Raw genomic sequence first — 24821 nt, 5'->3', positions numbered from 1 at the left:
CATCCAAAAGAACATTAAAAATTTAAATAACCGTTGGTGTCTGCCCCAAAAGCAGCCACCAACATTTTACGTTTAACAACAAGCAACATTATGAAACACATCTATTTAGTTCCTGCGTTGTTATCGGCATTGGCATTAACAGCCTGCACCGATGACGACAATCTCGATGTCCATCTGCCTGAGGCAGAGTATGGCACTCCTAATGAATGGTACTATGCCGGAGGAAAACTCGGTACGACAAGCATTCAGTCTGCATATGCCTATCGTCAGGCTACTCAGGCTGTTGATGATGCTGGTCTCTCATTGAACTTCCAGATTGGTGAGTCCCTCTTCGAGAAAGACTACAACACTTCAAACGACGCTTTCGCCGGACTCGGTCCTGTATATGTGCGCCGCGGTTGTCTCTACTGCCATCCGAACTATGGTCACGGCAAGCGTCAGACTGCCTACCGCGCTGACCAGGACGGCAACGGCTACCTGCTAGTAGTCTACGACAAGAAGACCAACGCCTACATCTATTCCGTAGCCGGAATGCCTCAGACAAAGGCCGTAAAGCCGTTCAAGCCACAGATTGACGAGAGCAAGATCAACATTGAATGGAAGAACTACACCGACGAATGGGGCAACAAGTTCCCTGACGGCGAGACCTACTCGCTTATCTATCCTGAAGTTACCATCCCAGCCGACGCCTACTACTCTCCTGTTACGGTGAAGCGCGACGGAAAGTATGTGGTTATCCCTGCCGACCAGGTGGCAAGTGAAATCGGTGTCCGTTTGGAATCTACTATCGGCATCTATGGCACCGGACTTACCGACGCCATCCCTGACGACTCTATCACAGCAGAATGGAAGCGACAGAGCAAATACTTCAACTCTGTAGGCAAGACCAACGCCCTGAACCCTGCATACTGGAGCCAGGCTGACAACAAGTGGGTCAGCTACTACGTGAACAATGCCGGCGACAAGAAGCAGTATGTCCGTCGCTACACCTATGCAATGAGTCGCGGACCAATCCTCGACGCAGCCGGAGCAAACGCCATCTGGAACATCACAAACGTGACACGACCAGACCGCCGCTACCACTACTTGAGCCTCGACGGTACAATTTATGCCAAGAGTTCTATGGAAGACCCTGATGTTCAGGCTGGCTTCCCTGAATACATCAAGCAGATTGACCCGAACAACGCCCACCCTACGTGGCACACAGCCGACGTGAAGCAGAACATCTACAACTACCTGATGGCTAAGGACCTCGCCCCTGAGATGTCAAGCTCTCAGTACAAGAACTTCATGATATGGCATCGCGGACTTGCCGTTCCTGCTGCACGCAACACCACAACAAACCGTTTCAAGCAGGGAATGAAACTATTCAAGGAGATAGGATGCGCCAACTGCCACCGTCCATCATGGACCACCGGCGACGACAATATCCAGGACCCTAACGGCATCTTCAAGAACAACGACATGCCGCGCTATCCTCACCAGAAAATATGGCCATACACCGACTTCGTGCAGCACCGTCTCTTCATGGAGAACGACATCCGCACTGGCTGGTGCCGCACCACTCCTCTCTGGGGTCGCGGACTGTCTAAACTCTGTACTGGAGCTGAAGACCGTCTGCACGACTGCCGCGCACGAAACACAATGGAAGCTATCATGTGGCACGGCAACGCCAAGAGCGACGCCCGCTACGCCATCGAGAAGTTCCGCAACCTGAAGAAGGCTGACCGCGACAACATCATATTCTTCATAGAATCAATCTAATGTAATTTATTTGCCACACACTGCCTGCACTTATGTTCATTCATAGGTAGTGTGTGGCATTTTCAAGATATATTCTGATGATTACCGACGAGAACGACATCGTGGTGCAGTCGTTCGGCTGGGTTGCCATGGGACAAGCCACAGCTCCATTCAAGCCGCAGTTTGACGAGAAGAAGGTAGACATTGCATGGAACGAATACACCGACCAATGGGGCAACCAGTTCCCCGACGGCGAGAAATACTCACTTATATACACCGAAGTAACGCTAAAGCCCGGATGCATATACGGCAAGCTGATAGACAAATGGGGCAACGAGGTACCGCTCTCCAAGGCTAAGGTGCGCTTAGAGTCGTCTATCGGATTTATCGGCAGCGGACTGATTGACGCCATTCCCGACGAGGACATCCTTGACCAATATCGCAGCGAAGGAAAACACGCCACGCTCAATCCACAGTTCTGGGACAATACGGCAAAGGATTTCGTGAAAAATACCGACGGCACACTTGCTGTAGAAAACGGTGGAATAGTATACAAATTTGACTATGCCCTCGACCGTGCATCAGTAATGTCCGACGCTTCGCTCTGGGAGGTGCAAAACGTAACGAGAGACGACTTCCGCTCTCACTACATCCCCAAGGAATATTGGCAGTTTGCTGCTGCCGACCCCGACGTAACAAGCAAGTCCTATCAGTATTACCCACAATGGAACAAGACCGGCGACCCGGCAAAAGACATAATAGCCTTTGGCAAAGCCACCGACCTGCCCGTAGAAATGAAGGAGTCTGACTATGTAAACTATATGGTGTGGCACCGCGGAGTGGGCATCCCGGCAGCACGAAACACTCTCACCGCCGACTTCAAAAAGGGCAAGGAACTCTTCACCCAGATAGGCTGCGCAAGCTGCCACCGACCAAGCTGGACCACAGGAGAAGACAAGATTCGCGACCCCTACGGACGTTTCTCTGCCGAAGACACACGCATGGTGCGCTACCCAAAACAGAAAATATGGCCCTACTCCGACTTCGTGCAACACCGTCTCTTCATGAAGAACGACCTGCGCACAGGATGGTGCAAAACGGCACCGCTGTGGGGACGAGGATTGCAGAGCCTGTGTGCCGGACATTCTGACCGCCTGCACGACTGCCGCGCCCGAAACACTCTCGAGGCCATCATGTGGCACGGATGCATTGGCGAGGGCGGACAGAGCGATGCTCTCTGGGCTGTAAAGAACTTCCGCAACTTGACGAAAGAGCAGCGTCAGCTCGTAATAAAATTACCCGTTGGCGGAATTAATTTAAGTTGATAAATATGAGTAAAAAGTTGTACATATCGCTGATTTTTAGTAACTTAGTGGTGATCAAAACATTAAGTTCAAACCATCGTATGTACAACCTTTATACAAAATTCGTCAAAATACTTGAGATATGCAAGCAATTCTCTGAAAATCTCGTCAATGAATCGGGTAATGTTCCACGTCGTGGTCCTGTTCCCAAGTTTTCGGATTTGGAAGTGGTGGCGCTATCCTTGACGGCAGAGACCGAGAGCATTGATAGTGAGAAGTGGTTGTCGTATCGGCTCAACCAAAAGGATTGGAAACCGACATTCATTCCGTTTGCAAAAGCAAGAAAGAGGATTGAGACAATATTCTCACAACTTACAGACCAGTTCCTGGTCATCAGGAACTACGCGAAAATAACGAATGGTTTGTTTGCCAGAATCATTGGCAAAATTAGTGCACTTACCATTCTGCAATACGTAAACTTCATTAACGACAAGCCCATTGGCAGAATTAAGTATGCACTAAATTAATTCCGCCAACAGGTAATAAAATTTGTTGATTCTATTTAATCTGGAATAAAACAATATTCTTTTTTTAAATATAAATGAGAAATCTGAAATTTTCTATCATCATCATTGCAGTGGTAATCATAATAGTGCTTGCCGCTGCAACTATCGTTGAGAGTGTTAATGGTACGCAGTTTGCCCATCAGAACATCTACGGTTCTGTGTGGTTTCTTGCACTCTGGACTGTGTTTACAGTCGTTGCCACGGCTTACATCCTTAAAAGAAAACTATACAGGCGGATAAATGTGTTCCTTATCCATGCCTCCTTCCTCGTAATCCTCCTCGGCGCCCTCCTCTCGTGGACCACTGCCCAGAGCGGCACCATACACCTCCGTCTCGGCGAGGCAACAAACGTAATGAATACCGCCGAGGGAAAGTCTGTAGACCTTGGCTTCAAGGTGGCTCTGAAAACGTTCCGCATGGACTGCTACCCCGGCACGGACGCTGCTATGGACTACGTTACGGAGATTACGACAAGCGATGAACTACTAGAAATCTCAATGAACAAGATCGGCTACTACCACGGCTTCCGCTTCATGCAGTCGGGCTACGACAGCGATATGCAGGGTTCTATCCTCGGTGTCTACCACGACCCATGGGGCATCGCCGTCACATATCTGGGCTACTCCATGCTCCTCATCTCGCTCATTGCCATACTCTTGGGCAAAGGCACGAGAATGCGGCAGCTCTACAGAAAAGCCACTGCCGGCAATGCCCTCAAGGTGGCAGCCGTGGCTGTCGTCATGGCTCTCTCGCCCCTTTTCTCCCTAAACTCACAGGCGCAGGAGAGGATAAACATCAACAGCCATGTGGCTGATGGATTCGGAAGAGTCTGCGTGCTCTACAACAGCCGCATCACGCCGATAAACACAGTTGCCGTGAACTTCGTCACCAAACTCTGCGGAAAGCCCTCGTGGGACGGACTCTCCGCTACGGAGGTGTTCTGCGGATGGGTGTTCGACGTACCCTACTGGGAAACGGTAAAGATGATAGAAATCAAGGACAAAAAAGCGCAGGAGCTGCTCGGACTGAACGACAAATGGGCTTCGTTCAATGATTTCTGGGATGAATACAACGAATACAAGCTGGAGAAACCACTGAAGGAGGCAATGAGGAAAGGCGACACGAAGATGCAGAAAAGTTTGCGCGATGCCGATGAGAAGTTCAATATCGTTCGCATGCTCTACGGCGGCGAGATGCTGAAGCTTTTCCCCTACCGCCAGGCTGACGGCAAATACAAATGGTTTGCACCCGGACAGTCCCTGGGCAACATAAATCTGGACGAGAAGGAACTCACCTTTGTGCGCAAATCGATGGACTATCTTGCCGAGAGCATCATCACGGGCGATAACTCTCGTACAAGCGAGATAGTGAAGAAGATTTACAGTTATCAGCACGTGAAGGCAAAAGACGTGATTCCCTCTAAATTCTTGATTTACGCCGAAGTGTTCTATAACAGATTGAACACCCTTCGCCTGCCCACGATGCTCTATCTCTCCCTCTCGCTGCTGCTCGGCGTGGCGTCTACCATAGCGTTGAATCAGAAGAAAAGAAAGATTGCCTCGAAGGTAACCCTATGGCTCACCGTCATAATGTTTCTCCACACCTCACTGCTGCTCCTGCTGCGCTGGATGGTTTCTGGCCATCTGCCGATGTCAAACGGCTTCGAGACGATGCAGTTTATGGCTTGGGCAACGCTCCTGCTCACACTATTCATGGGCAAGCGTTTCATGCCAGTGAAGAACTTCGGTCCGCTACTCTCGTCGTTCGCCCTGCTCGTGGCAATGATAACCGACGGCAATCCGCAAATCACACAACTCATGCCTGTGCTACAATCGCCCCTGCTCTCCGTCCACGTGATGGTGATAATGTTCTCCTATGCCCTCTTCGGTCTTATGGCACTCATTGCCGCCGAAGGCATCTGGGCCCACCGCCGCGGCGACCTTGCCAAGGAGGATCAGCTTGCCGCCACATCCGGTTTCCTCCTCTACCCCGCCGTCAGTCTCCTTGCCGTGGGCATCTTCATAGGAGCCGTATGGGCAAACGTCAGTTGGGGCCGCTACTGGAGCTGGGACTCCAAAGAGACATGGGCTCTCATAACGATGCTCATCTACTCAGCTCCTCTCCACAGCCACTTGAAATGGCTGCATAAACCTCTCCACATCCATATCTATATGCTGTTGGCTTTCCTCTGCGTACTGATGACGTATTTTGGGGTAAATTATTTCCTTGCCGGACTACACTCATACGCTTAGTTTTTCCTTTTGTTCCCTTATGTTGCAATAACTTTTAGGGATGACAATGTAAACCTAACGATTTTGTCACAAATATATGAACAATGCGATTATCCTCGTCTTTTGTCAGACTGGGACAACCGCATTGTTTTTTTGATACGATATAAAACTAATGTTATAGTTTCACACTCTCTATTCTCAACCTTATCATTCCTGCAGGCACTCTCACCTCCACTTCTTCACCTGCCTTTTTGTTGAGCATAGCCTGTGCAATTGGAGATTTTATGGATATCTTGCCTGTCTTCATGTCGGCTTCGTGTGGACTGACAATGGTGTATTTCATCGTGTGCGAGTTGGCAAGATTAGTGATTTCCACTTCGCTGAGCAGCCCCACACAGTCGCTCTTCAGCAACGCTTTGTCTATCACCCTCGCATTCTCCAGCACCCGCTGCAGGAAACGGATTCTGCCCAACACCCTTCCCTGCTCTCGCTTTGCGGCATGATATTCAAAATTCTCACTCAAATCGCCCTTGTCGCGGGCTTCAGAAATGGCATCTCTCACTCTAGGAAGTTCTACACGTTCGAGATGCTGCAACTCAGAGGCTATTTTGTCAAAGCCTTCCTGTGACATATATTCCATATTGTATTATCTTTGTTTCTGTTCGTCAATTTTAATGTCCAATAAATTCATTACTACTGATTGTATACAATCAGAACATATGAGGTGGTCTTCCTCCTCCGAAACCTCCATATGGGGGCATTCCTGGCCGTCCGCCAAATCCGCCACGAGGTATGTCGGATGGGTGCTTAGGCCTTCCATCCTTGTTGAAGGCATCTCTGCCTCCGAAGAGGTTGAAGCGGTATACAACGTGTATCATGGCGTAGCTACTGATATTGTTGTAGTAAGTGTCGCTACGTTGCATGGCGTTCACCGTTCTTGAGAAGTTGCTCATGTTCTGCAGAATGTCGTAGAATTGTATTGACACGCTCAGTGCATTACCCTTCAGGAAGCTTTGGCTTACCTGTGCGTTCCACACCAGTTCATTGGTATTTGCTCCGGCATCGTATCCTCTTCTGGAGTTCTCGTGCAGGTCTGTAGTGATGCTCATGTTCCAGGGCAGATAGACATTGAGGTTTGCTCCATACGAGAACTGCCATGTGTCAAGATTGCTGCCCTGCTGCAACAGGTTGCGGGTGCGCATATAGTTGAGCGAACCATCGAGGCTTACGTCGAGCCAGTCTTTTCTGTAGCCGAAAGAAAGTTTCTCTGACAGACTTGTGGTCCTCGTGGTGTTCTTCTGCGTGACATGTGTGTCTTGACTATAGAGATAACCCACATAGTTGTTGTAGTTGAACGTAGTAAACGTGTTCACGTTCCACACTCCCACAGTATCTATCGAAGTGTTGAGCATCAGGGCAGCCATTGTGTTCCAGTTGCCGTTGATGTTCTCCGGCCGCGTTGTCCTTCCACCTGTTGTTTCGTCGTATGTCACGGCATTGCTCACGGCATTTCTCGTATTGCTCCAGTTCACGAATGTCATCACCGCAGTCTGATGACCAGGTATGTAGGTGTTGTAGAAGAGTCTGAAGTTGTTGGTGAACGAAGGTTTCAGACCTGGATTACCCTTTTTAATGTTCAGTGGGTCACTGTCATCTGTTATGTCGAGCAGGTCTGCCATCTCCGGCTGCGCCGTGGTGCCTCGATAATTTATCTTGAGGGTGCTAGTCTTTGAGAACTTATATTTGAACTCGAAAGTAGGCGACACGTTGACCACATTTCTCACAGTGTCGGTGCTCACGCCTCTATACTCCTGAATGAACTTTGATGTCTGTGGTTGCACCATTACACCGGCATTGAGGTTGTATTTCTTTTTCATCACCTTCACGCCCAACTGCATTTCGTGTATGTAATTCTTGTATTCAGAATAACGACTCTGCTCCTTGTCGTAATAGTCACCTAGATTTCCGCTCAGGAGCGATAGATAGTCTGTCCAGTTGCGATATGACGACATAACGTTGCCGAAAAAGTCTTGGTCCACTCTACTGAAATCGTATGTCGTTCTGTCGCTCTTTCTGAAATTGTATGTGAACTTATAGCTGAGCTGTAAAAATACTCCTCGCCATAGCGGTTCGCTGTAAGTGAACTGCAGCTCCGTCTGCAAGTTCTTGGTCGGAGTGACGTTATACCTGTTAGTCTGGTATGTGGAGTCTGCTCCATAAATGTCTTTTATCTGATACAGATGAACATTCGACAATGATAGATTGTTGCTCTTGCCATCGGCATAACTCATGTCACCTCTAAGTGTGATGTTGCGTCCTTTGGTGCCGAGTTTTCTGTTGAGCTGAAGCATTGCCCCCGCCTTTTTCGACTCTGTGTATGAGACGCTGCGGTTCTGTCTGCTGTTCACTATTACTCCATGCTCAGCCATACTGTCGAGCGATGCCAGCGGATCGTCTCCATACGAATATGGGTTGTCCTGAAATGTTGCCGAAACTCCATTGGTCTGTGCGTCATTAGTGGAATATGAGAATGTTGGTCTGAACATGATGTTAGTCATGGAGTCTGGTGTCCATTCCATCTTGACTCTCGCATCATAACCATTGACACGCGTGAGGTTTGCAGTATTGCTGTTTGAGAACGCACCACTCTTGTTCACGAAGTTCTCCACCGCCTGTGTCTGCTGCAGGTCTCCGTTTGAGTGATTCCATCTGCCACCGGCATCGAGTTTCAGTTTGCCTTTATCCTCATAATTCATGTTGAAAGCAACCATTTTCTTGGAGTTTAACCCTTGCATCGGTGCTCTCCATCTGCCTCCACCTCCCGGGAATCCGGCATCATTTACATTGTTGGCGTTGCCGAATCCCATTATACGTACCTTCTCCTGGAATCCAGCCCCCATCAGTCTCTCGGCATACCTGCCGTGGTTGCCAATAGATAGATCTGCATTACCAAACACTCCCTTGTTCATGCCTTTCTTTATTCCAAAGTCAAGCACAGTCTCTTCCTCTCCGTCATCGATGCCTGTCACTTTGGCGAGATCGCTCTTCTCTTCATATGCCTTTACTTTCTCGATAATAGACGTTGGTATGTTTTTCATGGCGGTCTTGGTATCTCCACTCATGAACTCCTTTCCGTCGAAAAGGATCTTCTTCACTTCCTTTCCGTTTATGGTGATTTTTCCATCGTCATCGACCTGTGCGCCAGGGAGTTTTCTCACAAGCTCTTCCACTACAGAGCCTTCAGGTGTGCGATATGCCGAAGCGTTATACACGAAGGTGTCTTCCTTAAGCGTCACCTTGGCTGCCTGTCCGAGGATTGTGGCTCCTTTCAGCATCACAGCGTCAGCTCCAAAACTGATTTTCCCCATGTCGACTTCTGGTTGGGTCTGACTGACAGCAAAAGATTTGCTTATAGTATTGTAGCCCACACTCGAGAAGCGCAGTATGTATTTGCCGGGACCTTCAATGGAAAGGCTGAAATTGCCGGCGTCATCAGTGAGAACTCCTTTTACGAATGTGCTGTCGCTCTTCAGTAACTGTACTGTAGCCATCAGCACTCCTTCCTTAGTGTCACGGTCTACAAGAGTACCCGCCACTTTCATCTCCTGTGCCATAACCATCGTTACGCTAAGAATGGCAAGGAGTAACATCTTGAATCTTTTCATATTTAATATTGTATATTACTTATTAATGAAGAACTCTGTGTAACTGATATACAACACTTCATTCATATGCGGCATAGGGCCAAACAAATGTCATGTGTTGACTCAAATTTAGTTATAGACGCACAAAGCAAGCAAATGTTTAACCCAAAGCTTGGCAAAATAACAAAGATTTTTTCATTTTCTCGACAGATTTTCATATTTTTGCAATTATTTACTGAACTTTCAGTGCAATGAGTGCCACCATATTCCAACGGCACGTACAAACATACATATTCTCAATACGGCAATAAAAGAAATCACAATGCAACAGGTCATTATAACCCACAAAATTGCTGATGAATTGACAAAGGCTCTTGTTTCAGGAAACTACGACAAGGTGTTCACATTTACCGACAAAAACACCCGCCTCCATTGTCTGCCAATCATCAACAGCTGCGAAGCAACACGCAACGCCTACCACATCACAATAGATGCCTCTGACACGAACAAGACTCTCGAATCAGCCGTACACGTGTGGAGGGAACTTAGCGACAACGGCTGCACACGACATTCGTGTATGGTGAATGTTGGCGGAGGCATGGTAACCGATCTGGGAGGCTTTGCTGCGTCATGTTTCAAGAGGGGCATCGACTTCATCAATGTCCCCACCACCCTGCTGGCAATGGTTGACGCCTCTGTAGGAGGAAAGACAGGAATAAACTTCAACGGACTGAAAAACGAGATTGGCGTGTTCAAGGATGCGAATACTGTTTTCATTGATACGATATTTCTTAAGACTCTCGACCATCAGAACATTCTGTCGGGATATGCCGAAATGCTGAAACACAGCTTGATAAGCGACGACAAAATCTGGGCGAGACACTTGCTTTTCGATTTTGACAAACTCGACCTGAATGAACTCTCGTTGATGATAGCCGACAGTATAGAACTGAAAAGGCGCATAGTAACTGAAGACCCTCACGAAAATGGCATCCGCAAGGCATTGAATCTGGGGCATACCATTGGTCACGCCTTGGAATCATTGGCTATGCAGAAAGGCAAGACTCTACTGCATGGTTATGCCATAGCTTATGGACTTGTGGGGGAATTATTTCTTAGCTGCGCTCTGCTGAACTTCCCTACGACGAAGATGAGACAGACGACAAGGTTTGTACTCGATAACTACGGACGCCCCGAATTATCATGCAAAGACTACGACAAACTATTCTCGCTGATGCTCCACGACAAGAAGAACACAGGCGACATGATAAACTTCACGCTACTCTCCGATGTGGGTGAAGTGAGGATAAACCAAACGGCTTCTAAAGAACTTGTCTTCGAAGCTCTAGACTTTCTGAGGGAGAGCTGATACCTTTTAACGGTCCCAATCGGTCATCAGGCCGTTCAATGTAGTATTTTAATACTGCGTCGTAGGCTTTTCCCATAACTAAATAATGCGGATACCAACCTGACACCAGGCTTAGCATCCGCATTCACACTATTCTTTAAAATCACAATTATCATTCCATCGCCACAGCAGAGCGCACACGACTCAACGTTTCCGGCGTCATCTGCAAATAGCTTGCCACATATACAAGCGGTGCTTTCATTATGACCTTAGGATTAAGTTTGCAAAGTTTCAGATATCTGTCCTTCGCACTCTCAAAGCGCAACAGGTCTGCTCTGCGCTGCGATATTATGAGACTCTCCTCCAGAATCTTCCTGTAGAGAATCTGTATGTTCACGTTATGAAGCGCCACCTCCTCGAGCCTTTTCTTGGGCAGTGCATATACGAGAGTAGGCTCAAGGGCCTCGATGACAAGTTTTGACGGTTCCTCTCTGAAAAGGCTTTCGATACTCATAACTATAGTGCCATCGGCAGCAAGATATTCAGTCACGCTCTTGTTGTTCTTGAAATAAAATTCGCGAACCATGCCACGCTCCACATAATAGATGGCGTCACTCACATCTCCAGATTCCACCACCTTTTCGCCACGTGCAAACTTCATGGGCACGAGAATACTCTCCAAAATGTCAAGCTCATCGTGTGCCATTGTGCTGTATCTTCTTGCCAGTTCCCTGGCAATGTCTCTCTTTGTCAAGGTTGGTTCTTTCATGATGACTTCCCCTCCTGTTAATTTTGTTTATATATTTATTTCATTGCAGGTTTTCCACATCCAGTCCAGGAATCCATGGCGTCAGTCGAGTTTCAGTACTGCCAGGAATGCCTTTTGAGGCACTTCCACATTGCCGATCTGCTTCATGCGCTTCTTTCCCTTTTTCTGTTTCTCGAGCAGTTTGCGTTTACGGCTCACGTCTCCACCATAGCATTTTGCCGTTACGTCCTTACGCACGCACTTGATTGTCTCGCGCGCCACGATCTTTGCTCCTATGGCAGCCTGTATAGCAATATCAAACTGCTGCCGAGGTATCAGTTCCTTGAGTTTCTCGCATATCCTTCTGCCGAAAGCCACTGCGTTGTCCTGATGGGTGAGAGTCGACAATGCATCCACCGGTTCTCCGTTGAGCAGGATATCGAGCTTAGCAAGCTTAGACAGGCGGTAGCAATCCACATGGTAGTCGAACGAGGCATAGCCTTTAGAGATGCTCTTCAGCTTGTCGTAGAAATCAATTACAATCTCTCCCAATGGCAACATGAAGTGAAGGTCCACACGATTTCCACTGATATACTCCTGCTTGAGCAATTCGCCTCGCTTGTCGAGACAGAGTTTCATTATAGGACCGATATAGTTGGTATCGGTGATTATCGACGCCTTGATATAAGGCTCCTCAATGTGGTCTATCATCGTGGCATCGGGCAGTCCCGATGGATTATGCACTTCTTTTGATTCACCGTGCTTGTCGTATACCATATATGAAACGTTTGGCACGGTAGTAATCACGTCCATATTGAATTCTCTGTCAAGCCGCTCCTGAACAATCTCCATATGAAGCAGTCCGAGGAACCCACATCTGAATCCGAATCCGAGGGCCACCGACGATTCTGGTTGGAAGGTCAATGAGGCATCGTTGAGCTGCAGTTTCTCAAGCGACGTGCGCAGGTTCTCATACTCTGAGGGGTCGATAGGATAAACACCGGCAAACACCATCGGCTTCACTTCCTGGAATCCATCTATGGCCTTGGCGCACGGACGCGCCACATGGGTTATGGTATCACCGACCTTCACCTCTGTCGGGTCTTTTATACCGCTTATTATATATCCCACCTCTCCTGTAGAGAGTTGCTTGCGTGGAATCATATCCATCTTGAGCACTCCTACCTCGTCGGCTGTATATTCCATTCCTGTGTTATAGAACTTCACTTTGTCGCCTTTGCTGATCTTTCCATTCTCTATCTTGAAGTATGCAATAATGCCACGGAAAGGATTGAATACAGAGTCGAAGATGAGTGCCTGCAGGGGCTTCTCCGGCTCTCCTGTGGGATGTGGAACGCGCTCTATTACAGCCTTCAGTACATCCTCCACTCCCTCTCCGGTTTTTCCGGAAGCTCTGAGAATGTCTTTCCTGTCGCATCCGATAAGTTCAATTATCTCGTCTTCCACCTCTTCCGGCATAGCCGAAGGCATGTCAATCTTATTGATTACCGGGATTATCTCGAGGTCGTGATCGATAGCCATATACAAGTTACTGATAGTCTGCGCCTGAACTCCCTGTGTGGCATCTACCACGAGTAGCGCCCCCTCGCATGCCGCAATGCTTCGCGACACCTCATAAGAAAAGTCTACGTGTCCCGGAGTGTCAATGAGATTCAGTATATAGTCCTTACCTTCGTGGTTATATTCCATCTGAATGGCATGGCTCTTGATGGTGATGCCTCGCTCCTTCTCAAGATCCATATTGTCGAGCATCTGTCCCTCAACGATCTTGATGGTATTGGTATATTCCAAAAGCCTGTCGGCAAGTGTAGACTTGCCGTGGTCGATGTGTGCTATGATGCAAAAGTTTCTTATATTCTCCATTAGGGTTTTGTAGTTACAATATATATCAATGTAGTGACGGAAAGCCGTACGGCATGTGCGTCCACAATATTTCTATTTGCAAATATACATTTTTTTTCCGACTGTCACAATGAATAATCAAGAAACTTTATTTTTATGATTAAAGTTTGGCATGTTGGAAACTTTCCGAACGGAAAAGAAGTAAAAAGACACAGGAAGGCGAAAGGAATAATCAACTACGACAACCATGCCACTGCTCCCCAATATGCCCAAACGAGTATTTTTAATATACACATATAACTATCAAAATAACAACACGTTTATATAAACAAACAAGAAGAGACTAGGAGTTCAGTTGGCAAAGTGTCGCAGTTCAGGAAACATCTTTTACAAGACATTAAACATCCCATAAATGTCTGGGCAAGGAAAACAAAGTACCTGTCAGAATACAAGAAACAACCGTTTCAGCAGACAACAACCAATGGTTTACTAGCTGAAAACGGCTGAAAACAATTCATTAAACAGCGTCATTCCGCGTACTTGCCAATATGTCACTCCTCTACTTTACACCTATTTGCCACATCGACAACATCCATTTCATTGGTCAGGACCACCGAGGGGAAAACACGGCACGCCTCATCAAGAAGACAGGTCTCATCGGCATATTTAGAAGAATAATGGCCAAGAAGAAGGAGTCCTGCACAGGAATCGGATGCCACACGGGCAGCCTCTGAGGCAGTGGAATGATAATACTTGCGGGCATTGGCAGCATCTTTATCTCCATAAGTAGACTCATGATAAATCACGTCAACACCGTATACCAATTTGTGAAGGTCTGGCATATAGCGCGTGTCTGAACAAAAAGCATACGAGAGAGGCTTGTCTGCCGGTAGGACAAGACGGGAGTTCGGAATTGTCTCGCCATCAGCGGTCGTCCAATCTTGCCCCTGTTTGATATTATTGAACTGGCTACACGGAATCTCATAGAAATCTAGCATTTCCCTGTTGAGGTGTGGCTGCAGCGGTTTCTCCTTAAACAAGAATCCGCAACAGGGCACACGATGAGACAGAGGAACAGTGGTCACCGTAAGACTCTTATCCTCATATACGACTTCACTCCTTGTGGTTTCCAACGGATGGAACACCAATTCATACTCGAAAGTCTGGCAGAACATACGTCTCTGCAGATCGAACAGCTCCGTCATCTCCTTCGGTGCATAGATATGCAATGGAGCCGTGCGCCCCAGCAATCCGAAAGTAGAGACAAGCCCCATCAGTCCAAAACAATGGTCACCATGCAGATGCGAGATGAACACGGCGTTTACCTTGCCGAAATGGACACGGCTCTTGCGCAGCTGCAGCTGGGTGCCCTCACCACAGTCCACCATGAAAAACTTGTCGTGCACCTCAACAAGCTGTGCCGTGGTATTATGCTTTAAATTTGGCAGTGCGCTGCCACAGCCAAGTATATGAACACGAAATCTTGCCATATGCTAATGTTGCTTTACATCTCTCTTATATGCATATATTCCCTTCTGGTTTTCAAGCAGCAGAGAATCCGGGCCGAGACCATATACGCTGAAAGTGTCGGAGCTCAATACCAGTCTGCCATTGTTTATCTTCCACTCCACGTACGGGTTAGGCTCACTGTCGTCGCCTGTCACCACTCCACCTTCTTCTATCACGAAATGACGGTCTATGCTCGTCCATTTACCCATTAAGGATGTTATGTTGAGCACCGATTTGGCAAAGAGCTCCCCATCGGCTGTCTTACAAGAAATCACAGCCAAATGGTCGCCGGCAAGCAATCCTCCCTGCACATTGCTGCAGGTGTCTGCACCCTCCAGCAGAAGGGAAAGAGTGTCACCCTTGTCGGTAATAAGTTCCAAAACCGACATTGACGTGCCTTCGCCACATATGCCATAAAGCGTGGAATCCGCCGCAGCATTGCTGTCCACCAGTGTTGGGGCATTGTCGCCGTCAGTCTTTTTCTTGCCATCGCATCCTACCAGAGAGGAGAATGCAAGACATACAGCAATAAACAAAAATACTTTCCTCATATTGTATGATTTATTATGTTTTCAACAATAAGACAACGGTGTTTCCGCCATCCTTTATTCATTAGACTTTGCTTCATTCCAAAGTTTATCCATCTCATCCAAAGTCATTTCCGTCAAAGGTTTACCCAATTTGATTGAATGATCTTCAATATAATTGAATCGACGTATAAACTTCTGGTTTGTCAGCTCCAGGGCATCATCGGGATTGATTTTATAAAGACGGGCTGCGTTGATGACACTGAACAGGAAATCGCCAAGTTCTTTTTTAGACTTTTCCTTGTCACCCTTCCGCAGTTCCTCCTCCAGTTCCGACATTTCCTCACGCACTTTTTTCCACACATCACCACGGTCTTCCCAATCGAATCCTACGTTGCGCGCCTTGTCCTGAATGCGGTATGCCTTTATCAATGTCGGCAGAGCATCCGGAACACCTGAAAGCACACGCTTGTTGCCATCTTTCTCTTTCAGTTTTATCTGTTCCCAGTTCTCTATAACCTTCTGTGCCGTGTCGGCATTCTGCATATCAGAAGGCTTGTCATCCTCACCATAAGGCAATGGCTTAGGTGATGAAGCACCGACCTGTGAAGGGTGGTACACATGGGGATGGCGGAATATAAGCTTGTCAGCAAGTTTGTTGCAGACGTCGGCAATGTCAAACGCACTTTTCTCCTCACCAATCTTAGCATAGAAACAGATATGGAGAAACACATCTCCAAGTTCCTTGCAAATATTCAGCGTATCGTCTTTCATGAGGGCATCGCTTAGTTCAAACACCTCTTCTATCGTATTTGTTCTCAGGCTCTGGTTTGTCTGTTTTTTATCCCAAGGACATTTCTCTCTCAACGTGTCGAGCACATCGAGAAAACGCCCGAAGGCCTCTAGTTTTTCTTCTCTTGTATGCATTTTAGTTCTTTTAAGTTTACGAGTCAACATGTGGACAAGTCGTTTGTGGAACCCATTTCCAACAATTCCAAATGAAAGGACCAAGGAAACCACCCTACTGACAGGCCATCAGTCCAAGGCTAAATCTCTCCTCTTGGATTTCACTTGTCTCTGGTCAATTTATACGTTATACGTTTTATCAATATCATTTCAACAGCGGTAATGCCGAAGCAGTTGAGCATAGCTCCATCGTTGATGAAATCCTCGTCGAGGATATTCGAAATGGACAGATAGTCGGGAGCAGAAGAGTCTTTTCTTGACTTCAACAAATTCTCGCAATATTCGGCAAACAAGGTGGTAGCACCTGAAATGTCTTTCATGAACCACTTGCAGTAGCCTGCATTAAGTAAATCCATGTCACCCACAGTATCACTATCGAGCAGTTTGGCGTAGATTTTCGCTGCCTGTTCAAGTTTGTTCTCACCCATAAGAGTCCAAGCCAGGACTCTCTTTACATTGGCGGACTCCGGATATTTGTAATCAAGCTCATACAGTATTTTCGCAGCCTGTTCGAAATCTCCCATCTTGGAGCATACTATTGCATAGTGTAGAGCGTACGACTTATTGTCTGGCTCAAGGGTATAGAGTTTGCGATATGCATTCTCAGCCATTTTCAGGTCGTTGGAATGGAAAGCGGCTTTTGCCATTCCCCTCAACGCCCTTATGTCATCGCCCGAGAAATATGCAGCTTTCATAAAGCATTCTTTAGCCTCAACGAAATCTCTCGACATCTCAAGATAATAGCCACCCTTCACCAGATATCCAGCTACAGAACCGTCGAACTGTAGCTTGGGCATCAGTTTGGATAACAGTATCGCTTCACGACGCGACAACAGGAAATTGCCCAACTCAACGCGTTTCTCACTTACTGCTGTGTTGTCAAAAAGAGAACAAGCCATGAAGAGCACATTATCTGTGTCGAAAGGATTGTATATCTGGTTATGCCAGCGATAGAGGCGGTAGAAGCGATATAGATCCTGAAGGGCTCTTCTGCGCAAATAGGCAGGAGTGGCCATTTCTTCATCACTCATAAATTGCTGCTTTGGCATCTCGCCATGATTCATCATTTCTATCATGTCCGACGGTATCTTGTCTATCACCGACACAACGGCAAGGGCAAAAGAATACTTGTCGCTGTCGCAGAACGGCCCTGTTGCCATCAGGTTGGTCAGAAACCTGTTGCGCTTTAGACTATCTTTCACGCGGTGAAGTTCGGGATGGTTCAAGCTGAATGGAAAGAACCAGTTTGGAAGACTATAGAAGAAGGAGAAACGCTTCATTTGTGAGAAGCCTCCGAAATAGATGTCCGCTCCACTCTTCTGCATCTCTATCATCTTCTGGAACTTGTTCTCCACTTCTTCCATCGACCTGTCGTCGGCTTCAGGATCCAGGATATCCCTCAGTTCCTGATCATTGTCTTCGATGCCAAGACGATAAGACGTGAGATTGCTGTTCTTTACCAACGTTGGCATGATGTCTCGCTGTATGATGTCGTTGTCATTTTCGGCATTCATGCAGAATACCATTTGTTTCTGCAAGTCGAGCAGGTCTCTCACCACATCATCACGAGAGAGCAGAGGCGACATTATCTGCAATTGCAGAGCAGAATCTACACCATCAGTAACCGACAGAGTCCATGCTATCAGAGCCTTCTGCTTCAGTGCCTCGTCTTTGGCTTCACTGTATATTCTGACAAGCACACGGAACTTGTTAATGTCGAAATTATTCATCACCGACAACATCATGGCACTGACGACCACTTGAGCGTCTCCTGAATCCACTGTGGGCGATAGAATAATGTCACCAATGGCACTGGCCTGTTCTTCAGTCCAAAGTTCAGAAACTACGATATGACAGAACAATGCCTGCATGAATGAATAATGAGACAAATATAGCTCATCCGCCATTTTGTCGCGTTTCTCTACCGATTCAAGCTGCAACATAGCCAAATCTGAAACGAAGTCTTCCATCTGCATCCGTATAGCCTTCTCTGAGAAAGAATTTGTCTTCACTGAGGCTCTCGAATAGGCATCCTTATAGAAATCAACGTTTCTGCGTCTATAGTCGGACCTAAGATTACGAATACCCCCCTTCAACTTGTCCAGCATATCATTGTACATAGATTCGCGCATGTCGTCCTCCACGCCTAGCTCCATGTAATGAAGCATGAGGCGGAAATTCTCCTTTATGTCCTTCACATCTTCAGAATAAGGAACATAAGGATGCGACTCTACATAGGGCAGTATGATATCTAACGCCGCTCCGAGGTCTTTGCCTTCAACTAGCCGAAGGGCTACGGAAAACTGTTTCAATTCATTCTTATCCATAACACAGACTATTTAGAGACATTACTATATTTGAAGTAATGCCTTATCATTTGAGAATAACCAGCTGCATTTTGCTTCGCGATGCGTTCCTGTGCTATTTTATAAGCACGTACAAAAGTATCTATCTGCTGTTTCTTGCGCTTATCTGACTCTACACAGGATGTGAAGAACAGTCCAGACAGGTCTTTCGAACAACTGTTACTATTCATCAACACCACACCTCCGCTTTTCTTGGCAACAGAAGCCTGCGGTTCTGTAAGCCATGCCGCGTCTATCTCGCCGTTCTGAAGCATTTTCAGGCGAATATCAACATCGTTCACCTGCACACGGAAGAACTCTTCCTTCTTTCCCTTTATGCTGTCGGACATCTTGTCGCAAAGGAAATCTGTGGCAGAAAACCTTGTCATCGCAACCAGCTTGTCTGACAGTTGGTTTATCTTAGTGACACGCGACTTTCTGTTTGCCACAAGTTTCCATTCCATTCTTGTAGACAACACCTTCTCAAAAGAAAGTCTGCCATGGTTGACAAGATATTCTATGCGTTTGTCGTCAACGAAAGCTCCATCAATCGTCTTTTTTCCCAACGATTTGTCGCAATCAAGCTGCGAAGTGTAGTGGACGAGCTTAACATCAACCCCCAAAGAGTCGAATATGCCTTCATCCAGAGCTACGAAAGCAGGCAGGCAGTCGATGCGTTGCGAAACGCCAACCTTTAGAGCCAAGGAGTCTTTCGCCTTCCTCTCCATCTGGTCTTTATCTGTAGTCTTGCCACCGCCTCCAATAGAGCACCCCATAAGAATAGCTGCTACGAAGGCTCCAAAGAGTTTATTTATGTTTGTCATCATTGCCATTTACTTTATTATGAAGGATATGAAGCCAAGTTCCTCCGGTTCCAAGAATGAAGCATCACTCCACATCAGACAGATATGGTATATATAAATACAGCACAAAGATAACGCTTTATTTTGTTATGCAGAAAAATATCATTACTTTTGTCTAAAGTAATCCGAAAAATATGGCAAAAGACAAGACAATATATGTTTGCAGCAACTGCGGACAGGAGTCTCCCAAATGGATAGGCAAATGTCCGCAATGTGGAGAATGGAACTCATTCAAGGAGTTCAGAGTGGCTGCCGGACCATCCAGCGAATCTTCGTTCAAGACAAATGGTCTCGTCAGCCCCCAAACCCTCTCTGCACTGAACATAAAGGACATCTCAAGCACTGACGACCCACGAATCGATATGGAAGACGATGAACTTAACAGAGTGTTGGGTGGCGGACTGGTGAAGGGGTCGCTGACACTGCTGGGAGGAGAACCCGGCATCGGCAAGAGCACACTGTCGCTGCAAACGGTATTGGGAATAAGCAAGAAGGTGTTGTATGTAAGCGGAGAGGAAAGCGCCCACCAACTGAAGATGAGGGCACAGAGGATAAACGAGTCACCAAGCGACAACTGTCTTATATTCTGCGATACATCGTTGGAGAATATCTTCGCATGTATAAGCAATGTCAAACCGGAAATCGTGGTGATAGACTCCATACAGACCATCAGCACTTCTGACGTGGACAGTTCTGCAGGCAGCGTATCACAGGTAAGAGAGTGTGCCGCAAGATTACTAAGATTTGCAAAGACTTCGGGGACACCGATAATACTGATAGGCCACATAAACAAGGAAGGCACACTGGCTGGACCGAAAATCCTCGAGCATATCGTGGACACAGTGATACAGTTTGAGGGTGACCAACACCATATGTACAGAATTCTAAGATCCATAAAGAACAGATTCGGAAGCACATCAGAACTTGGCATATACGAGATGTTGCCCAATGGACTGCGACCAGTTTCTAATCCATCTGAACTGCTGCTCTCTGAAGATCATGAAGGACTAAGCGGAGTGGCAATTTCGTGTGCGATAGAGGGTGTGAGGCCATTTCTTGTGGAGACTCAAGCCCTCGTCTCAACGGCTGCATACGGCACACCACAACGTTCTGCAACGGGGTTCGACCAAAAGAGGCTCAACATGCTGCTGGCTGTACTAGAGAAGCGCGTGGGGTTCAAACTCATACAAAAGGACGTATTCATAAACATTGCCGGAGGACTGCGCGTAACAGACCAGGCCATGGACCTCAGCATCATAGCCGCCGTGCTTTCGAGCAATGTGGATACAGCCATAGAACAAGGATGGTGTATGGCTGGAGAAGTGGGACTAAGCGGAGAAGTGCGCCCCGTGAGCAGAATAGAACAAAGAGTATCGGAAGCTCAGAAACTCGGATTTACCAATATCATCATACCAAATCAGAATTTCCACACCTTCGAAGCCCGCAATATCAAAGGGATAAACATCATTCCTGTAAGAAAAGTAGAAGAAGCCCTAAGACATCTATTCGGATAATCAGATTTCAACAGAAGATATATCCACCAGATTTGTCACGATGGCATAGATGGTAAGACCGGCTGGGGTGTGGATCTGCAACTTCCTCGCAATGTTCCGACGATGGGTAATGACGGTGTTGGGGGCAATGCACAAATGGTTTGCAATTTCCTTATTAGTCATTCCCTGCACCAGACTCACTATCACCTCTTTCTCGCGCTCGCTCAATGCGTCCTGATTTCCAGGGTTAGTGTTTATCATGCTTGAAATTTTTGCAGACACATCATTCTGTTTCAATTTCTTCTCAAGCGTACGGATGGCAGGAATCATTATTTCTTCTTCCACGTCAGAATGTTTGGCAAGCCACTCCTCGTTATTATAAATATCACAGAGAGTGGCAGACAGCTGGTTATTGCGCAATCCATCGCTAGGCAGATATTTGATTATGATGTTTTTCAGTTCTCGCAATTTCTGGTCAGTCTGACCATGATGTTTTGAAAATGTATCAATGTCATAGTTTGGCAGCGGTTGTTTGTCGAGAAGCGACTCCACGTATGGGAAAAGGAATTTCTCCTCATACTTCATGTGCTTCTTGATTTCTTCGGCATACTCATCATATAATTTGAGTATCAGACGAGCGAGATTGTCCTTCTCGTCTAATGCTTCTACGAGTTCCTTACGTATAAAAGGCAACTGGAAATCAAGATAATACTCATGGCTGGCATGAAGATAATGCATGATAGTAGGTATAGACAATCTCGAGAAGTCATCGAAGGCCTTGTAGCCATTAATGACGAGATTAACGATTGCCAGAAATGTGTAAGTATCAACACCTTGCGCCTCGCACACCTCATTCACGGTCTTGTCTCCAAAGCCAAGATTAATACCAAAACTGCCAAGACTTTGCAGTACGTTATAGTTGTCTCTGATAAGCACGATAAGCTTATCATCGGCTTCATATAGTTTTTGACTCTTCATCTTCCACTTCCTTTATATTCAGCATGCAAAGTAAATTATTATTTTGCAATCCTGCAATAATCATTTTTAGGTATTTTTCAACTGAAAAACAGACATCCCCTATCTGATGAATGTTATACTGCTGAAGTGAAGAATTCTGCAGAGCAAGTAGCGTCAGAACTCAACTGACACCCTTGCGTTTATCTGCCTTCCAGTAAGATAGTTTGGCACGGCATACTGCTGATTGGTCACATCCGTTATCCAATAGTAAGAGTTCACGTTGTTTATACCAAACAAGTTGAGACAGTCGATGCCCAGCCATACGTTCTTGAATACAGATTTCTTTTTGTCGCTCTTCTCTCTGTCGAAAAGTCTGTAGCTCATGCCGATGTCAGCACGCTTGTATGCAGGAGCCCTGAACTGCTGCTGCGAGAGATCTCTGTGTGGAGGACCGAAGGGCAGACCGTCTGCAAACGCCAGTTTGAGCGACATTCTCCACTTGTCTGTTCCAGGGAAATAGTCGGTGAAATAAAGGTTTAAAGAATACCTTTGGTCTGTTGGCATAGGTATACTCTTGCCTTTCAGATTTATCTTGGTACTCATCACCGACAGGCTCACCCATGAGTCTGCACCAGGCACAAACTCGCCATATAGCTTCATGTCAAGTCCGAGAGCATGTCCACTGCATTGCTGGCTTGCGTCGTATACTATCTTCACGTTGTTCACGCTGTATGGCACGATGTTGCCAAGTGCCTTGAAGTAAGCTTCGGCTGTGAATTTGTATGGTCTGTCATTGAGTTTGAATTTATAGTCGTAGGCAGCGATAAAGTGTATAGACCTCTGGCTTTTTATCTTCTTGTTTAGAGTGGCGTATGTTGTCCCCTCCACTGTAGTGGTGTCTCTTAGTTCCTTGAAGAATGGTGCCTGATAGTATAATCCTGTTGCAAACCTGAATGTCACGTCATTGTTGAAAGGCGGAACTATGCTCAGCGAGAGTCTCGGACTGATTATCGTCTCACGGTTGAAGTTCCAGTGACTAAACCTTATACCATAGTTCAGTGTGAAGAACGTATGCTGTCCTGGACTCATGAATTTATATGTATCCTGAGCATAAGCCTCCAGTCTGTTTGCGTTAAGTTTGTTTCGGGCATTAAGCGAATAAATCATCTTCATGTCTTCACCGGTGTGTGGGATATTATATCCGCTGGAGTCTCGCATTTCATATTCCTTGCTATATTCGTCCACGTGTTCAATTTTGTATGCCAGTCCGGCGAGTATTTCGTGGCGTTTTGCCTTGTGAGAGAAAGCCAACTTCAGACTTTTCACATTGGCTTTCAGATAGTTGCGTGCATGTTCCATATATGTGCCCACTCCGAGATTCTCGCTCGTTTCCGTCTGTGTAAGCCAATATTGTCCCTGTATGTCGTATTTTTCCTGCTCATTGGTACTGTATGCAGAACCGATGAGCGACAGTCGTGTTTTTGCGCCAAATAGTCTTGTGATTGTAAATGTGCCAAAGTAAGTACGGAAAAGGTCTTTTTCCTTACCGTCGAAATATACTTTGAATGATTTTACGTTCTCCATCGTTCCGAAGTTGGTTTCTCTGTCAGAAGGTGTGAAATTGTAGTGATTGTCAGAGATATCGCCCATAAATTCTATCTCCCATCGTTTGTTGGGCTTATATGTGAGATAAGTCTGATAATCAAGGAAACTCGGACTATACTCTCCTTTAGTTTCAAGCGAACCGAGCAGGTATTTGTTTGTCTTGTATCTCAGACCATTGCTCCATGAGAATTTCTTGTTGCTGAATCCCACGTATGCCGATGCGCCGAGCATGCTGGCAGTGACCTTGGCTTCGAATTTCTTGGGTTGTTTGTATGTGATGTCGAGTGCTGACGACATTTTGTCTCCATATTTAGCCTCAAAGCCTCCGGTACTGAAACCGATGCTCTTCACCATGTCGGGGTTGATGATTGAGAGTCCTTCCTGTTGTCCGCTTCTCACGAGGAACGGGCGGTATATTTCCACACCATTTATATATACGCTGTTTTCGTCGAAGCTACCTCCTCTTACATTGTATTGCGACGAAAGCTCACTATGGGTTGACACTCCCGCCTGCTGCTGTATGAGTTCTTCCACAGCATTTCCGGTTGCCGACGGTGTATTCGTGGCATTCTTCACGTCGAGTTGCTCAGTAGTGCCGGTTTGTCTTCTCTTCTCCGTGATTGTCACCTCGCCCAATTCGTTGTTGTCGTCGAAGAGTTGTATGAGCAAAGTCTGCTTTCCTTTAGGTTTGCGCAGCACGCGTGTTTTGGTTTTGTAGCCCACCATAGAGAATCTCACCACCACGCTGTCTGCGGAGTTGAGATGCAGTGAGAACTCACCCTTCAGGTTCGTAAGCGTCACTCTCCCCTGTTTCACCACTGCCACTGTGGCAAGTTCCACGGGATTGTTGTTGCTGTCGGTCACTCTTCCCTGTAGGGTGAAGGTCTGCGAGAATGCGCTTATGCACACAAAACAGATTAATATCGAGAGTATAATTATCTTCTTCATATGATATATTTAACGAAAGGAAAGCCAAATTATTGTATTTGTGTAGAAATAAGTTGACGAGTGAAGCATTGTATACTCTAAATGTTTGAAGGACAAGTCTAAACAACCTGTCCTTCAATCATTTATACACTTTTGTCATTGTCAAAATAGTCAAGCCATGA

At 46.6% G+C, this 24821-nt stretch carries 17 protein-coding genes; 6 read left to right on the top strand and 11 right to left on the bottom strand.

The annotated features are described in order from the left end of the window. The first annotated feature begins 90 nt into the window (after positions 1–90). From ACDC99_RS03610 to ACDC99_RS03595, 4 genes are all read left to right on the top strand, one after another. On the top strand, positions 91–1764 hold the full coding sequence (locus ACDC99_RS03610; protein ID WP_370755851.1) for a di-heme oxidoredictase family protein: 1674 nt from the start codon (positions 91–93) through the stop codon (positions 1762–1764). Positions 1765–1817: 53 nt separating this feature from the next. Further along, on the top strand, positions 1818–3068 hold the full coding sequence (locus ACDC99_RS03605; protein ID WP_370755849.1) for a di-heme oxidoredictase family protein: 1251 nt from the start codon (positions 1818–1820) through the stop codon (positions 3066–3068). Between the two features lie 5 nt (positions 3069–3073). Next, on the top strand, positions 3074–3574 hold the full coding sequence (locus tag ACDC99_RS03600; RefSeq protein ID WP_082026185.1) for a hypothetical protein: 501 nt from the start codon (positions 3074–3076) through the stop codon (positions 3572–3574). Positions 3575–3648: 74 nt separating this feature from the next. Beyond that, complete coding sequence (locus ACDC99_RS03595; RefSeq protein ID WP_370755847.1) at positions 3649–5865, top strand: cytochrome c biogenesis protein CcsA; 2217 nt, start codon at positions 3649–3651, stop codon at positions 5863–5865. A gap of 154 nt (positions 5866–6019) precedes the next feature. Here the strand turns inward: ACDC99_RS03595 and greA are convergent, their stop codons facing one another. Both greA and ACDC99_RS03585 read right to left on the bottom strand, forming a co-directional pair. After that, positions 6020–6484 (bottom strand): transcription elongation factor GreA, encoded by a 465-nt coding sequence (gene greA / locus ACDC99_RS03590; protein WP_042519452.1) that lies wholly within the window; start codon positions 6482–6484, stop codon positions 6020–6022. Positions 6485–6554: 70 nt separating this feature from the next. Next, positions 6555–9509, bottom strand: a complete 2955-nt coding sequence (locus ACDC99_RS03585; RefSeq protein ID WP_044075122.1) for an outer membrane beta-barrel protein — start codon at positions 9507–9509, stop codon at positions 6555–6557. 295 nt (positions 9510–9804) lie between these two features. Between ACDC99_RS03585 and aroB the strand changes: the two genes are divergently transcribed. Then, positions 9805–10857: a 3-dehydroquinate synthase gene (aroB, locus tag ACDC99_RS03580; protein WP_370756905.1), complete on the top strand. Its 1053-nt coding sequence runs from the start codon at positions 9805–9807 to the stop codon at positions 10855–10857. Between the two features lie 151 nt (positions 10858–11008). On the opposite strand, the gene ACDC99_RS03575 is transcribed toward aroB, so the two are convergent. The 7 genes from ACDC99_RS03575 to ACDC99_RS03545 all read right to left on the bottom strand — a co-directional run bounded on the left by ACDC99_RS03575 (position 11009) and on the right by ACDC99_RS03545 (position 19621). Continuing rightward, positions 11009–11605, bottom strand: coding sequence for a Crp/Fnr family transcriptional regulator (locus ACDC99_RS03575; RefSeq protein ID WP_022317339.1), 597 nt, complete (start codon positions 11603–11605; stop codon positions 11009–11011). A gap of 81 nt (positions 11606–11686) precedes the next feature. After that, entirely contained in the window at positions 11687–13468 is a 1782-nt protein-coding gene (gene lepA / locus ACDC99_RS03570; protein WP_022317340.1) for a translation elongation factor 4, read from the bottom strand. A 530-nt stretch (positions 13469–13998) separates the two neighbouring features. Next, positions 13999–14937, bottom strand: a complete 939-nt coding sequence (locus ACDC99_RS03565) for a ribonuclease Z (protein ID WP_370755845.1) — start codon at positions 14935–14937, stop codon at positions 13999–14001. A 3-nt stretch (positions 14938–14940) separates the two neighbouring features. Next, positions 14941–15507: a lipocalin-like domain-containing protein gene (locus ACDC99_RS03560; RefSeq protein WP_042519457.1), complete on the bottom strand. Its 567-nt coding sequence runs from the start codon at positions 15505–15507 to the stop codon at positions 14941–14943. Between the two features lie 54 nt (positions 15508–15561). Continuing rightward, positions 15562–16410 (bottom strand): nucleoside triphosphate pyrophosphohydrolase, encoded by an 849-nt coding sequence (gene mazG / locus ACDC99_RS03555; RefSeq protein WP_022317344.1) that lies wholly within the window; start codon positions 16408–16410, stop codon positions 15562–15564. Between the two features lie 140 nt (positions 16411–16550). After that, positions 16551–18776: a tetratricopeptide repeat protein gene (locus tag ACDC99_RS03550; RefSeq protein ID WP_370755842.1), complete on the bottom strand. Its 2226-nt coding sequence runs from the start codon at positions 18774–18776 to the stop codon at positions 16551–16553. Between the two features lie 8 nt (positions 18777–18784). Then, on the bottom strand, positions 18785–19621 hold the full coding sequence (locus ACDC99_RS03545; protein WP_197065823.1) for an ABC transporter substrate-binding protein: 837 nt from the start codon (positions 19619–19621) through the stop codon (positions 18785–18787). Positions 19622–19791: 170 nt separating this feature from the next. Here ACDC99_RS03545 and radA point away from each other — a divergent pair, with 170 nt between their 5' ends. Beyond that, positions 19792–21171 (top strand): DNA repair protein RadA, encoded by a 1380-nt coding sequence (radA, locus tag ACDC99_RS03540; RefSeq protein WP_042519459.1) that lies wholly within the window; start codon positions 19792–19794, stop codon positions 21169–21171. On the opposite strand, the gene ACDC99_RS03535 is transcribed toward radA, so the two are convergent. Further along, positions 21172–22128 carry a helix-turn-helix transcriptional regulator gene (locus ACDC99_RS03535; protein ID WP_022317348.1) on the bottom strand — a complete coding sequence of 319 codons (957 nt, stop codon included), beginning with the start codon at positions 22126–22128 and terminating at the stop codon, positions 21172–21174. A 153-nt stretch (positions 22129–22281) separates the two neighbouring features. After that, positions 22282–24660 (bottom strand): TonB-dependent receptor, encoded by a 2379-nt coding sequence (locus ACDC99_RS03530; RefSeq protein ID WP_287073427.1) that lies wholly within the window; start codon positions 24658–24660, stop codon positions 22282–22284. Positions 24661–24821: the final 161 nt, after the last annotated feature.

The sequence above is a fragment of the Prevotella pectinovora genome, assembly GCF_041323955.1.
Lineage (GTDB): Bacteria > Bacteroidota > Bacteroidia > Bacteroidales > Bacteroidaceae > Prevotella > Prevotella pectinovora.
Note: the sequence above shows the minus strand (reverse complement) of the source record. Positions and strands in the feature narration are given on the sequence as shown.

Coding starts and splice junctions, on each gene's coding strand:
- ACDC99_RS03535 (WP_022317348.1), bottom strand. CDS start 22,128: ATGAAGAGTCAAAAACTATATGAAGCCGATGATAAGCTTATCGTGCTT.
- ACDC99_RS03565 (WP_370755845.1), bottom strand. CDS start 14,937: ATGGCAAGATTTCGTGTTCATATACTTGGCTGTGGCAGCGCACTGCCA.
- ACDC99_RS03595 (WP_370755847.1), top strand. CDS start 3,649: ATGAGAAATCTGAAATTTTCTATCATCATCATTGCAGTGGTAATCATA.
- ACDC99_RS03550 (WP_370755842.1), bottom strand. CDS start 18,776: ATGGATAAGAATGAATTGAAACAGTTTTCCGTAGCCCTTCGGCTAGTT.
- ACDC99_RS03560 (WP_042519457.1), bottom strand. CDS start 15,507: ATGAGGAAAGTATTTTTGTTTATTGCTGTATGTCTTGCATTCTCCTCT.
- ACDC99_RS03575 (WP_022317339.1), bottom strand. CDS start 11,605: ATGAAAGAACCAACCTTGACAAAGAGAGACATTGCCAGGGAACTGGCA.
- ACDC99_RS03530 (WP_287073427.1), bottom strand. CDS start 24,660: ATGAAGAAGATAATTATACTCTCGATATTAATCTGTTTTGTGTGCATA.
- radA (WP_042519459.1), top strand. CDS start 19,792: ATGGCAAAAGACAAGACAATATATGTTTGCAGCAACTGCGGACAGGAG.
- lepA (WP_022317340.1), bottom strand. CDS start 13,468: ATGGAGAATATAAGAAACTTTTGCATCATAGCACACATCGACCACGGC.
- ACDC99_RS03610 (WP_370755851.1), top strand. CDS start 91: ATGAAACACATCTATTTAGTTCCTGCGTTGTTATCGGCATTGGCATTA.
- greA (WP_042519452.1), bottom strand. CDS start 6,484: ATGGAATATATGTCACAGGAAGGCTTTGACAAAATAGCCTCTGAGTTG.
- ACDC99_RS03545 (WP_197065823.1), bottom strand. CDS start 19,621: ATGATGACAAACATAAATAAACTCTTTGGAGCCTTCGTAGCAGCTATT.
- ACDC99_RS03585 (WP_044075122.1), bottom strand. CDS start 9,509: ATGAAAAGATTCAAGATGTTACTCCTTGCCATTCTTAGCGTAACGATG.
- mazG (WP_022317344.1), bottom strand. CDS start 16,410: ATGCATACAAGAGAAGAAAAACTAGAGGCCTTCGGGCGTTTTCTCGAT.
- ACDC99_RS03600 (WP_082026185.1), top strand. CDS start 3,074: ATGAGTAAAAAGTTGTACATATCGCTGATTTTTAGTAACTTAGTGGTG.